Source organism: Bradyrhizobium erythrophlei, assembly GCF_900129505.1.
Taxonomy (GTDB): Bacteria; Pseudomonadota; Alphaproteobacteria; order Rhizobiales; family Xanthobacteraceae; genus Bradyrhizobium; species Bradyrhizobium erythrophlei_D.
The window spans coordinates 3,297,353-3,311,365 of record NZ_LT670818.1; the positions used below are offsets into that span (position 1 = coordinate 3,297,353).

Consider the following 14,013-nt stretch of genomic DNA (forward strand, 5'->3'; position numbering starts at 1 on the left):
GCCATCGAGAGAATCTCCTCTCGTTCCGAAAGACTGAGTGCCTGTTTGGCGCTGCATCCTATGTTGATCGAATCTTGCGCGGTGCCTATGCTGCGGAATTGCCTGTTCAAGCGCCAACCGTATTCGATTTGGTCGTGAGCCAGAAAGCTGCAAGGCAACTTGGCCTTTACAGCCACGCAAAAAGTTCGAGTGAAGGCCGGTTTATTGATCAGCAACCTCACCCAGTAGTGTCTGCGTTCACCGGTAGTGTGAACTGAAACGTGGCTCCGTGGGCTACGTTTGCCGTGGCCCAAAGCCGGCCACTGTGGCCTTCCATGATCGAACGGCAGATCGAGAGTCCCATCCCCATGCCGCCGGATTTGGTGGTGAAGAAGGGGTTGAACAACTGGCCTGCATTCTCGCCGGAGATCCCTGCGCCGCAATCCGTCACGCTTACGATCACTTGGCCTGTCGCGTCCTGGCCTGATCGGATCACTAATTCGCGCGACCGATCCGTGACCGATTGCATCGCTTCAATGCCATTCATCACTAGGTTGATAATCACCTGCTGCAGTTGAACCCGATCGCCCAGGACCGTGGGGAGAGCGGACGCCAACTCCGTTCGTAACGACACCTGGTGGCTGATCAATTCACGCTGCACCAGCGCGATGGTCTCCCCGACGACGTTGTTGACATCGAGTGGTACCATTTCAATGTGGGATTGTTTCGCCAGCGCCCGGACCCGGCCGATCACCTTACTCGCCCGATTGCCGTCGTCTATTACCCATTCCAACGAGCGGCGCACTGCGTTCAGGTCGGGGATTCCGCGGTCGAGCCAAAGGAGACAAGCTTCAGCGTTGGTTATGACACCGGCGAGCGGCTGGTTCACTTCATGGGCGATCGAGGCCACCAGCTCCCCCATCGTCGTGACGCGATTCACGTGCGCAAGCTCCATTTGGGCGTCGAGGAGGAGCTGTTCACTGGCGCGCAGCTTCTCTTCCGCCCGCTTGCGGTCGGTCATGTCGAGGACAAAGGCAACACCTTCGTCTCGTTTCCACTCGAAAAGTGCGCCGGCGATCAGAACCGGCACGCGGCTGCCGTCTTTGCGGAAATATTCCTTCTCGTAGGGCCTGCAGCTCCCAGTGGCGTTGACCTGGGCCAGCGCATCCTGGTCGGCGGCGAGCCACTCGGCGGGAGTCAGCTCTGCCCACCCCGTTGGACCCGAGATAAGGTCTTCATGGCTGTAGCCAAGCATGTCGAGAATGGCTTCGTTGGCCTCGATGATTCGGCCCTGAAAATCCCAGATCATGATCCCGATGATGTTCGAATCGACCAGGCGGCGGATCCTGGCCTCCCGTTCCCGTAGATCGTTGTACAGACGGGCGTTCTCGAGGGATATCGCCGCTTGTGACGCCAGCAGTTCCAGCACCGAGATCCGGGCGGGCGTGAACACGTGCGATGCCAGATTGTTCTCGAGATAGAGCACCCCGATCAGTTTGGATTGCTTCACCAGAGGCAAACAGAGAACCGACCTGGCATGGCTCTGGCAGATATACGGATCCGCCGAGAACTCATTCTGGACCAGTGCGTCATCAAGGATCACGCTTTCCCGCGTCCGGATCACGTAATGGAGGACGGATTCGGGAAGCTCGGCTGGCGAGGCGGCCGTCTGGCGCAGCGTGACCTCAACCCGGCCGCGGCCGGTCGTGGCTTCTGCCGCGATCCGTGGCTCATCGTCCGGGAACAGAATCAGCAAACCACGCTCTGCGCCGGCGTCCTCGATTGCGATCCGCAACAGCGTCTTGATGAGCTCACCGAGGACGATTTCGCCGCACACCGCCTGCGCGGCCTTGAGCACCGTCCCGACATCCAGCTGTTCGACGCGCGCGCCGATGGTTGCGGTGGGAAATGCAGAGACCTGCGCGTCACGGAGGTCGGGATGAAGATGCTCGAGTTGTCGCACCTTGCCGTCGGCGCCCCAGCGCAGATAGCCTTGACGGGCGTCCTGCAAATACACACGGGCAATCTTCTCGAAGCCGCGCGCCGCATAGAAGCGGGACGCGAGTTCGTTGGCGAGCGCCTCATTGTGAACAAAGCCGTTTGCGCGAGCCGAGCGGATGGCCTGTTCGTAGAGAGACATGGCGTCGATGTCGCGGCCGTCGATGCGAGCAATCTCCGCGCCGACCAGCGCGGCGCGGTTTTCGAAATTATCCGGGCAGTTCGCCGCCCAGAGCAGGAGCTGCCGGTGGCGAACGGCCAATTCGTCGACATGTTGCCGCCGCTGGTCCGCCGGCGCGGTGTCGCAGGATGCAGCGCAAGTCAGCGCGCTGTAAAACTGATATTCGGCCTTTTCGAAGTAGGATGGCGATGTCCACATCAGCCGTTGCGCCCGAGACGAGGCCTCAATGGCCGACGCATAGTCACCGGCAAAGAAGCGCGCTTGCAGCTTGCGGACCCAGTACCAGCACTCGACAAACGCCAAATCCGGATTTTCTGAAAAATGGCGCTCGATCCGACGCTCATCAAACTGATCATCGTCGAAGGAGCCGAATGTCGGCGTCAAACCGCGCAGCGTCCGGATCAGCCCGAGCTGGGGGGCGATGGAGTTAATGACAAACCCGAACCGCGCCTTCTGCGCGAACGCGAGGCCGTGCAACGCTTCGCGTTCCACCTCGGCAAGCGGATCGCCCGCCGCGAGAAGGTTCGTGTTCAATTCGTTGCCGCAGTAGGCGGCGTAAGTGAGGTCGCCGACCTTGGTTGCCGCCTCGAACGCGCGGCGCACCAGATCGCGGCCAGCCCGAACATGTCTCGTCCACGGCAGGACGACATTGCCAAAGTCCATATAGATCCTGGCCCGGAAACGTGTCAGTCCGCGTCCTTCGACCAGGTCATAGCCGAGCTGACCGAAGCGGTACGCCGCCTGGTAGTCGCCGAAGCATGCGCCCGCGATAATGCCAAGGAACGTATAGGCGGCGCACGAAGCGTCGCAGTTGCCGCGCTCAAGGCTGAGATTGACCGCTCGGCAGATAACCAGGGCAAGCAGGTTCGCATCCGTATACAATGCAGGTGGCCCGATCTTGGTCAGAACGTCCAACGTCGCGAGGGATGCCGGGTCGCTCATCAAAGGCAGCTCGATGAGTTCCTCGATCGTGCTGCTCCCGAGCTGCGACCATATCCGCTTCGCGTCGCGCTTCCCCTTCCGTTGGGTGTGGCGACCAGTCGATGCCCAGATGCCGGAGGTAGTCGAGACCGACGGCGATCGCCCGGCTGCCCTGATCGAGGGTCGTGTACAGATCCGCCCGCAGGCAGGCGACGCTTGCGCGTTCGACCGTCGTTGCTGCGCGGGTCGACAATGCCGCCAGGCGCTGCTCCGCTTCCGCCAGCGCGCCTGTGAGGAATTCGCATTCGGCCCGGTGCAGCTCCAGCGCAAAGGCGAGCTCGTGCCGGCGCTCCCACGAGTCTTCCGCCAGCAGCGCCGCGCCGGCGGCGAGATAGATCAGCGCGGAGGCACAAGCGGTAGACACCTTCGCGCGCTTGCCCGCGATCAGGTTGAGCTCGGCCAGTTGCTCGCGCTCGTCTCGCGAGGTGATCAGTGCGGCGCCGCGGTTGAGCTGATTGACGATATCGAAGATGGCCTCTTCGTGTTTTTCCGCAGGGGTATGCGCTACGAGCAGCCTTCCGATGCGGAGGTGCGCCTCGGCACGCAACCGTTCCGGTATGAGAGAATAGGCGGCCTCCTGGACCCGGTCGTGGGTGAACTTGTACGAGTCCACCAGGTGCTCGGCCAGCTCCAGACGAACGGCCTCCCACAGATCCGAACCGACGTCCTCGTTCGATTTCCCGAGAACGATCGAAAGCATCCCGATTTCGGTGACGTTACCGAGGCAGGCGAGCTGCTGCAACGCCGCGCGAGTCTCGACGGGCAGGCGGGTCAATCTCCCGACCATGAGGTCCACCACATTGTCGGTGTACCCCTTGGCGTGAACGCGATCGAGCTCCCAGTGCCAGCGCGCCGCGTCATGATCGAAGCGGAGCAACCCCTCTTCGGCAAGCGCAGAAATGAACTGAATGGCGAAAAACGGATTGCCACCCGTCTTCTCGTGCACCAGTCGCGCCAGCGAGGCGGAATCCCCCGGTGCGCAGCCAAGCGCATCGCCAATGAGCCGCTCCAGGTCTTCTCGGGCGAGCGGCGCAAGACTGATCTCCTGCACGAACGCTCCCGCCTTGCGGACAGCATTGAGTGTGCGCAGCAGCGGGTGAGAGGGAGTGACTTCGTTGTCCCGATAGGCGCCGACCAGCAGCAGGTGCCGCACTTCCGAATGCGTAACCAGATGCTCGAGCAGGTCGAGCGTCGCCGCATCCAGCCATTGCAAATCATCGAGGAACAGCGCAAGCGGGTGCTTCTTGCGCGCGAATACCGCAAGGAAGCACCGGAAAACCATTTGGAAGCGATGCTGCGCGTCCTGCGGCGGCAAATCCGCGACCGGCGGCTGTTTGCCAATCACAAGTTCCAGTTCGGGAACGAGGTTGACCATGAGCTGACCGTTGGGACCCAGCGCCTCGCTCAGGGACTTCCGCCACCGGCCAAGCTCGGCCTCGCTTTGGCTCAGGAGCGATCGGACAAGACGCTGGAAGGCGTGGCCCAAGGTCGCGTATGGAATATCGCGCTTGTACTGATCGAACTTGCCGGACGCGAACAGGCCACGTGAAGGTACGAGCGCCCTGTGCAGTTCGTTCACCACCGAGGATTTACCGATGCCGGAATATCCGGATACGAGCACGAACTCCGTGCTGCCTTGGGCCACAACTCTGTCGAAAGCTGCAATCAGCGCCTCAATCTCGCGCTCCCGGCCGTAGAGCTTCTCCGGGATCAGCAGCCGGTCCGACCCATCGTGCTCGCCAAGCGGAAATCCGTCGATGCGGCCATATAACTCTAGGTCCGCGAGGCATTTTCGAAGATCAGCCTCGACACCAGCGCCAGTCTGGTAGCGCTGCTCGGCGGTCTTGGCGAGCAGCTTCATCACCAGTGCTGCGAGCGGCTCCGGGATGTCTGCAACACGCTCGTTGGGCGGGATTGGTTGCCGCGCGATATGGCAGTGCACCCACTCCATCGGATCGGCAGCGGTGAAGGGGAGCTGCCCCGTCAGCATCTCGTAAAAGGTGACGCCTAGCGCATAGAGATCGCTGCGGGAGTCCACCGAGCGGTTCATCCGGCCGGTTTGTTCCGGCGCCATGTAGGCGAGCGTCCCGGCGATCACCTCCGGCGGGGCCGGGACTTGGCGCTCGCGCGGCAGACGCGAGGCAATGCCGAATCCCGTCAGCCACACCCCGCCGCTTGCCGCATCCACCAGGATGTTTGCCGGCTTGATATCCTTGTGGATCAGGCCTCGCTCATGCACTCGGCGGAGCGCCCCCGCGAGAGGGATCGCGATGCGCAGGAAGCGCGATAGGTCCAGTGGCCGGCCAAGCAGTCGATCGACCGGCACACCGCCAGGATCCTCAAGTACCAGCGTCATGCGATCGTTGTGGCGTGTCAGCGCGACGGGTCGCGCCGCCCAGCCTGCGTCAAGTTCGGCCTTGAGCGCATATTCGTGTTCGAGCCGCTGGACGCAACCGAGCGAAGATTCGTCAGCCGCAACGAGCAGGATCGGCGCCAACCCGATGCCAGAGCCCCGGAAGAGAGAAATATCTCCCTCCCGCAGCGGCGAGAATGCGTAGCTCGAGAACTCGTTCACGAGGGCCTCCTGACAGGAGGACTACTTTAGTGCATTGACCTGCTTACGTTTTCTTTAGCCCATCAATCTAAAAACCGACGCCAAAAATGCGGCGATATCACGATCGGTGGTATATTACGGCTAGCCGATGGGGAGAGCCATGTCGGCCTTTTGCTCTTAAAGCCGGCTGGCGAGGAAGAATGCGACTGACTTCCGGGATGGCACAAACCGAGCCAGGGGTTTGGCTTTGTTGCACAAGGCATGTTCGCCACGGGATCACCGACCGTGACTTCTCGGAAGTCACGGTTACGGTCTTCTCGGCGGCCCTGCCGATGGTGACGCTGTCTGGCGCGCCGATGCTTGCCCATTGAGCAAACCTGGTGCGCTTGGTCTCGGAATTCGAAGGGCGGCATATCGCTTGTGGCAATGGCCGCCCAGGTGCTCCGATCAGACCGGCATGACTTCCGGCTTGTTCTTCGGGAATTTTGCGATCGTCGCCTCGCTTACGTTCAGGTGCTGGGCAACCATCGCCGGCGGCGTACGGGCAATCCAGTCGGACAGGGAAACATCCATGAACTGGGGAGCCCTGAACACCTCGAGGAACTGCAGATCGGTATCGCCGGTGTTCTTGATATAATGTCCGAGGTTCTTCTTGACGTAGCCGATGTCGCCGGCATTGAAGTCCATGGTGACAGCGTTCGGGCCGGTGTTGAAGATCGTCATCTGCCCCTTGCCCTTGATCCAGTACTGCCATTCATCGGCGTTGGGGTGCCAGTGCATCTCGCGCAGGCCGCCGGGACGCACGGTCACCAGTGCGGCGGCGATCGTTGTGGAAACGGTGAAGTTGCGGCTGTCGGCAATGTGCACCGTACCGCCCTTGGTTTCGCGCGCCGGGGCCCCCGATCCGAGCGAGAAGGTGAACGGGTGCGGCGGCGCGCCCTTTCCGCTCACCGCGTCGCGGTCCGCGGCCAGATCGCCGGGTAAATTGCCCTGGAAGATGTAGAGGTCGCGCAGCGGTATATCCTTGAACGTTTCGACAGGAACACCGAAGTTCTGGGCGAGGATATCCGGCGGCGTATGCGTGAACCATTCCGACACCAACAGGGTGGTGAACTCGGAGGCCTTGCCTTCATCGAAGCATATCAGGAACTCGCAGCCGTCCGGGCCGAGCCCCTGCAGTGAATGCGGCAGGCCGGCGGGGAAAAACCAGAGGTCGCCTTCTTTCACGTCAGCGATATAGGGTCGGCCCAATTCGTCGAGAGTGGTGATCCGGCAGGTGCCGTAGGTCATGTAGGCCCACTCGGCAAACTGGTGCCAGTGCATCTCCCGGATGCCGCCGGACGTCAGCCTCATGTTGACGCCGGAGATGGTGTCGGCAACGGCGAAGGAGTCTTGTGTCACCTGGCGCGCCCAGCCGCCATTTTGAATGCGCCGTGGCGCGTTGTTGAACGAAGCCCAGCTCAGCGGCATATCGCCGACGTCGGTCGGCGGTGGGGAAAATGCAGCCGGAAACTGGTCCCTGATGGCCGGATTCTGTGGACCGGGATCGCTGACGCTCCTTGGATTCTTGGCGTTGACGGCACCTTGCGGCGGATCGTTCGGATTGCCGAAGGTGATATCGCTCCTCACCGGAGTAGCGGCATCCGCCGTGGTCATTGTCGCTGCCGCCACCACTCCACCCGCGGCCGTCGCCGCCAACACGTCACGCCTTGAGAAAATCATATGTCGCTCCTGTTGCAGGAATTGAATTTCAAACAATCGAGAAATAGTCGCGAGCTTTTCGCGCACCATTAAATTTGGGTTTAAAAAGGGTGGAACTTGCATGCAGCGCCGACAGCGAACTAAAGATCGCAATGCGAAATGCCAGCACGCTGCTCCGAACGTGATCTAGCCCGCGGGCCTATTTGCGCCATCAAATATTGGTTTCGGATTGCTCCCATTCGTTCTGAGTGGTCGCGGGATCGGCGTGGAGATTGCTCTAAACGCGTGTAACCCCAGATGCTGCATACGTAAGCTTCAGGTCGTATGTTCGCCCATCCGCAATCGATCTGCGTTGCTGCGTTGGGCAGAAGAGTCGGGAATGACCACGTTAAGTTTCCTGTCGTGACGGGCGATGGAGCTCCGCTGTTGCTATGCGTAGTGAAAACCGACCTGCTGCAATTCGAGCATCGTGCCGCCCGCACCGGGAATTAGAACGACGCCATCCACCAGATGGTTGGTCAATTCAGCCGCGAGCGCGGCATGCGGGAGTTTGTCAGGATTGAGGCCCGCTTTGATTAGGGCCGCTGCCTGTTCCCAAATGGCATTGTGACAGCACATGAAAACAACGCCGCGGCGCATCAGCGCCGCTATCGAATTGTCCTCGCTGGAGAAGGGGCCCGCTGGGTCCTCATAGTTCGTGGGATCGGCAGCCGCGGCCTTCTGCTCGACGATCAGCGTGTTGGTCTTGAATTTCTCGCCGGCCAGTCTGGTGAGCTGATACTTGTCCCACATCTCCTGATCGTAGAGCGCTAGATCCGCCGTACCATGAGTAACCGAAACAGCGAGGAAATCCGGATGCTTGAACGACCATATCTGGGTATTAAGCGCGTTGCGCATCAGGCTCAGCCAGGGACCTGCGATGTCGATATTGTCCCAGGCCTGCTTGGGCACAGGTCCGTAGGCGAGCACTTCTGTCAATGCTTCGTGATCCCATTGCTGCCGATCGTTCAAGATCATAGGCACGGTTTTGAAATCGCGACGACGGGGTGCCTGCGTGAGACGCTTCTTCAACGCTTCAAGGTGGGCGGCACCGGGAGCCGTCAGCGCGGACTCAACGGCCGCTCCCGCCGGCTTTGCTGCAGCTGTCGCAAGACCGATCGCGCCTGTGGCCACGGTCAAGGCGAATGTTCTCAGTATGCCTCTTCTGCCCTTGATGATTTTCATGGACGTCATCTCCTGTTTACGTCTCAGGCAGATATGCAGCGACGTCTTTCGATGCCAATAAATCCGTTTTTATGATGACAATCCTTCCGCAGACCTTGGTGGAACGCAGTGACGAGGCACAGGGTGTCCCGATGGAATTGTACCGCCGGGAAACTGAAGCGCATCGCTGCGCAATTTTTCTCCTGATCCGCTTGCCCGAGAACGCTGGCCAGCACGATCGCTGCAGTTCGAATTCGAAAAATTGACCAGGAATTTAGTGGCCCTCCCTTGCCCGATTATTAATCTCGTCGCAGTGGTCTCGTCCTAGGCCGGGAGAACTACGATGGATATGACGGCGCTTCTCCTCTCGCGAATTCAGTTCGCCTTCACCATCACGTTTCACATCATCTTTCCATCCTTCACGATCGGGCTGGCAGCCTGGCTCACCGTCCTGGAGGCCATGGGCCTTGCGACCGGCCGCCCGGTCTATCGCGTGATCTTCGAATTCTGGCTGAAGATATTCGGCATTGCATTCGGATTGGGTGTGGTATCCGGGATCGTGATGGCATTCCAGTTCGGCACCAACTGGAGCGTGCTGTCCAAAATGTCGGGGCCGATCCAGGGACCGCTCCTGATGTACGAGACCTTTTGGGCGTTCATGCTCGAGGCCAGTTTCTTCGGCGTCCTGATCTTTGGCCGCAGCCGCGTACCGCCATGGTTCTATCTATTTTCAACCGGGATGGTTGCGCTGGGGACCACGTTTTCGGCGTTCTTCATCATGGTCAACAACAGCTGGATGCAGGTGCCATCGGGCTACGTCATGGAAAACGGCGCCTTCGTTCCGAACGATTGGACCAAGATCCTCTTCAATTCGGTGGTCTGGTCGCGATTTCCCCACATGCTGCTCGCTGCCTACCTGACCGGTGCTTTCTGTGTTGCCGCGACCGGGGCATGGTACATTCTGCGGAAGGTATACCACGCCGAGTCCCGGATCATGCTGCGCATGGGCCTTGGTCTGGCGGCCGTGCTGATGCCGATCCAACTGCTGTTCGGACATCTGAACGGTGAGTATGTCAACACCTACCAGCCCTCGAAGATGGCGGCGATCGAGGGACGCTGGAATGACGAGAAGCCGGGCTCGGAAGTGCTGTTTGCCTGGCCTGATGTGGAGAACCGGCGCAACCTGTTCGCGATCACGTTGCCCCCGCCCTTCGGCAGCCTGATCGATTCCGACAGTTTCACGGCCGCGGAAACCGGGCTTAACAGTATCCCTCGGGAGAACTGGCCGCCGGTCGTCATTCCGTTCTTCACCTTCCGGATCATGGTGGGCTGCGGTCTGGTGATGCTGGGGCTCGCCTGGCTCGGCAGCTATCTGAGCTACAAGCACCGACTGGCGTACAATCGCCCGCTGCTTTGGGTGACTTTCCTGAGCTTTCCACTGCCCTTTGTTGCGATCATCACCGGCTGGTTCACCGCTGAGGTCGGCCGTCAGCCCTGGGTGGTCTTTGGAGTGTTGCGAACCGCGGATGCCATCACGCCATTCTTGACCACGACCGAGGCGACGATCTCGCTTGCCATCTTCTGTTCGGTTTACGCATTCATCTTCCTGTTTGGCACGTTTTACATCTACCGGCTCATTCGCACAGGTCCTCGTGGAAAGCTGTTCGATATCCCCCATCTTGCCGTTCCGAACCGGCCGATGTCTCTGGCCGATGAAGGACCAATTGACGAAACGAGCCACGTCGGCGCAGGAGAATAACCATGGTCATGTTCTGGGTCTCGCTTTTGGCCATCAGCATTCTGCTCTACGTGCTGCTCGATGGTGTTGACCTCGGCGTCGGACTACTGTTCGGACTGGCGAGCGGAGAAACCAGGCGCGGCGGCATGTTGAGCGCCGTCGCGCCGATCTGGGACGGCAACGAGACCTGGCTGGTGGTCACCGCGGTTATTCTGTGGGGAGCTTTCCCGATCGTCTATGCGACGTTGCTGTCGGCCTTCTATCTACCCCTCATTGTCATGCTGATGGGCCTGATTTTGCGCGGAGTGGCATTCGAGTTTCGTTACAAGACGCAGCGGCTGCGCTGGATCTGGGATCTGAGCTTTGCCGGCGGGTCGCTGATCGCGACCTTCATACAAGGGATGACGGTGGGTGCCCTGGTGGAAGGGTTGCCGTTCACGAACGGTGAATATTCCGGCGGTGCGGTCGGCTGGCTGACGCCGTTTGCCATCCTTTGCGGCATTGGCCTGTGCCTTGGCTACGCGCTTCTCGGTGCCTGCTGGCTGGTCAGAAAATGCGAGGGCGACGTTCGCGACGTAGCGCACCGTCAGATCCCGGTGCTTGCGGTGGGCGTACTGACGTTCCTCGTAGTTGTCTTTGGTTACGCGCTGGCCGAAAATCTTCCGATCCTGCATCGCTGGATCGACCGGCCTTATCTGTTCGTATTCCCGGCGTTCGGAGCGATGGCAGCTATCGTGCTCGCCCTCAGCATCGTCAAACACAACGACTACTTGCCGTTCTACATGGTCACGGTGATCTTTATGTCGGCGTTCGGCACGCTGGCGCTGTCCTTCTGGCCATACATGATCCCTTCCGTCTTCACCGTCCAGCAAGCCGCCTCGCCGCAATCCAGTCTCGTGTTCATGTTCTGGGGATGCGGGCTGATCGTCTTCCCGCTCATGCTCATCTACACCATCGTCAGCTACAGCGTCTTCCGAGGTAAGGTCAGGGAAACAACCGGATACGGACACCATTGAATTTCAGACAAAGAGCCGAGCGACTACGTGTCCACGCGGAGTGTTCCTCCGAGGTCGCAAATTCGAAATGAAGGCGCCGGCGAAGATCGGCGTCGCGAGAGAAGAGGATCGCGCATCGAGTGTGGTTGCGTGTAAGGCTTGATGCCATAACCGTTCTTGAAGGTAAGTAACTCACGCAACTTCGAAGTGAATGCGGGGGCGCCCAGGGAGAAACATCAAGGAGAGCGTCATGATCCTAATGAAGACCAGGGTTCTGGCCGGAGTGGCCGCTTGCATTGTTGTGTCCAGCTTCGCCTACGCACAGCAAGGGCCACGCGGGAAGTCGAGCTACATGCCGGTGGACATCATGGAACCCTTCTCAGCGATCCTCGCCAGGCTGTCCGCACAGAAGCCGGATGTCACGCGCGAGCACATGGCGCTTCTCAACGAGCGGTATGACCTGAGCGATCGGCCGGCGGCCGGCATCACCATGGACCGCACAAAACCGGTGCAGGAAGGAGTTCGCGTCAAGCTCCCGGCAGGAAAGACCTGGGAGGCTCTTGCGAATATGAGCCCGGAGCAGATTCGCGAGGAGAACGCGTTTCCCAAAGGATTCTATCCGTTACCCCATCCGAAGCATTCGGCAGGCGGCTTCGTGTTCCCGCACTTCCTGATCGACGAGATCAAGCGGCAGGAGGGACGCGATCTCACGCGTTTCGACGTCGAGTATGACATCCCCGACCACTTCTTGCCGGAGTTCCCGCCGCCGATGTATCTCAATCAGCGCACTGACCTCGGCGACGTTACGCAAGGCAAGCTCGTCACCATCGAGAATTATTACGAGCTGTTTAACGGCATTGTCCCTCCCAAGCAGTTGGAAGGGCTGCGGCTGCTCCTCACTGCGTTCCCGCAGCAGCAATTCAATCTGACCGAGGACCGCCGTTCCGAGCTGCCGAGCCGTGGCTCAGCGTGCTTTGACTGTCACTCGAACGGCCACACCAACAAGGCCACGCACCTGGCTCCCGATGCCCGTCCGGAAGAATCCCGTCATCGCGTCGTCACCCCGACGCTGCGCGGCGTGCAAATCCAGCGGCTGTTCGGCTCGCAGCGCGCGCTCAAGACCATCGAGGATTTCACCCAATTCGAACAGGCAGGAGCCTATTTCGACGGTGACCACGTGATCGCCGCCAAGAAGGGTCTGAACCCCCTCGATCGGATCAGCCAGGTCGGCTTGATGGCAGAGTTCCAGGAGGAACTGGGCTTCCCGCCGGCCCCGAAGCTTGACGTGTTCGGCAGGCTCGATCCGACCAAGGCCACGCAAGCCGAACTGCGCGGCCAGGAGGTCTTCTTCGGCAAGGGCCGGTGCAGTGCCTGCCACGCCGCGCCTTATTACACCGACGACCTGATGCATGATCTCAAGACCGAGCGCTTCTTCAAGCCGGAGATGATCAACGGCATGAGTGAAGTCGGTGACGGAGCCGTCAAGACCTTCCCGCTGCGCGGCATCAAGGATTCGCCGCCCTATATGCACGACGGGCGCCTGCTGACGCTCGATGATACGGTCGAGTTCTTCAATTTGGTGCTCGGCACGAAACTAACGAGCGACGAAAAGCGTGATCTGGTTGCGTTCCTTCGCACCCTCTGACCACCATCATCACTCGTCCTCTCATGACATTCTCCTTTGGGATGGGCGGGACTTTCCGCAACAGAAATAGTCGGACGCTGGCGTGTCCCAACAAGGCAATCGCCGACGTCGCGATAGACTGAAGATGAGGATCGCTATTCGCCTTCTCTACTAAATTCGCGTTCAGTCGTCCGAAATTGAAACGCCTGGTGAGACCAGGCATTACAAGTTCGTGGTCATCAGTTTTGCTTCGGATGATTCTGAACCGGCTTTGGCGACGGGCTATCAACCAACGGTGACTCCGCACTGCTTTTAGCTTTTAGCCTTGGCTTCTTGCGGAGCGAAGTTGGAGCAAAGCATCAAAAGTGCGCCGCACTGAGTGGTGTAGATGCGACTTTTATGTTCAGAATTCCTGTTACGCTATTTGGGCGAGCCGCTGGTAGCTATTCGCCGCCACGACGGTAGCGTGTCCTCTGCATGCGGACGAATTGGACACCGCTGCGGTCCTCGATCATTCGGCGGGCACCGGCTGTGCGCCGCTGGGAGCCGCTTGCTTCTTATGTCCGAACAGCCGGTTCTGCAGCTTGTCGAGATAGATGTAGACGACGGGCGTCGTGTAGAGGGTGAGGATCTGCGACACCGCGAGGCCGCCGACGATGGCGTAACCGAGCGGTTGGCGGATCTCCGAGCCAACCCCCGTACCCACCATCATCGGCACGGCGCCGAGCAGCGCCGCCATCGTCGTCATCAGAATTGGCCGGAAGCGCTTGATGCAGGCCTGATAGATCGATTCCTCCGTCGTGAGGCCTTCACTCTGTTCGGCTTGCATGGCGAAATCCACCAGCATGATGCCGTTCTTCTTGACGATGCCAATCAGCAGTATGAGGCCGACGATCGCGATCACGCTGAGATCGATATGCACCGCCATCAGCAGCAGGGCGCCGACGCCGGCTGAGGGGAGCGCAGAGATAATCGTGATCGGGTGGATCAGGCTCTCATAGAGCACGCCGAGGATGAGGTAGATAACGAACAACGCCGCGAGTATGAGGATCGACGTGC

5 protein-coding genes and 2 pseudogenes are annotated in these 14,013 nt (G+C 60.1%); 3 read left to right on the forward strand and 4 right to left on the reverse strand.

Annotation, left to right across the window (positions count from 1 at the left end; translation table 11 throughout):
* Positions 1 to 217: 217 nt before the first annotated feature.
* The 3 genes and pseudogenes from B5525_RS15260 to B5525_RS15270 form a co-directional block, all read right to left on the reverse strand.
* Positions 218 to 5,681: pseudogene (locus B5525_RS15260) on the reverse strand (trifunctional serine/threonine-protein kinase/ATP-binding protein/sensor histidine kinase).
* Between the two features lie 459 nt (positions 5,682 to 6,140).
* A complete protein-coding gene (locus B5525_RS15265; protein ID WP_079573402.1) occupies positions 6,141 to 7,412 on the reverse strand; it encodes a cupin domain-containing protein in 1,272 nt (423 codons plus the stop codon).
* Between the two features lie 411 nt (positions 7,413 to 7,823).
* On the reverse strand, positions 7,824 to 8,618 hold the full coding sequence (locus B5525_RS15270; protein ID WP_154073238.1) for a transcriptional initiation protein Tat: 795 nt from the start codon (positions 8,616 to 8,618) through the stop codon (positions 7,824 to 7,826).
* Between the two features lie 322 nt (positions 8,619 to 8,940).
* Here B5525_RS15270 and B5525_RS15275 point away from each other — a divergent pair, with 322 nt between their 5' ends.
* The 3 genes from B5525_RS15275 to B5525_RS15285 all read left to right on the forward strand — a co-directional run bounded on the left by B5525_RS15275 (position 8,941) and on the right by B5525_RS15285 (position 12,975).
* Positions 8,941 to 10,356, forward strand: coding sequence for a cytochrome ubiquinol oxidase subunit I (locus B5525_RS15275; protein WP_079566740.1), 1,416 nt, complete (start codon positions 8,941 to 8,943; stop codon positions 10,354 to 10,356).
* A gap of 2 nt (positions 10,357 to 10,358) precedes the next feature.
* Entirely contained in the window at positions 10,359 to 11,351 is a 993-nt protein-coding gene (gene cydB, locus B5525_RS15280; protein WP_079566741.1) for a cytochrome d ubiquinol oxidase subunit II, read from the forward strand.
* Between the two features lie 229 nt (positions 11,352 to 11,580).
* Positions 11,581 to 12,975: a cytochrome B6 gene (locus B5525_RS15285; protein WP_154073239.1), complete on the forward strand. Its 1,395-nt coding sequence runs from the start codon at positions 11,581 to 11,583 to the stop codon at positions 12,973 to 12,975.
* Between the two features lie 490 nt (positions 12,976 to 13,465).
* Here the strand turns inward: B5525_RS15285 and B5525_RS15290 are convergent.
* Positions 13,466 to 14,005 (reverse strand): annotated as a pseudogene (locus tag B5525_RS15290) (efflux RND transporter permease subunit); the annotation flags it as partial.
* Positions 14,006 to 14,013 lie beyond the last annotated feature (8 nt).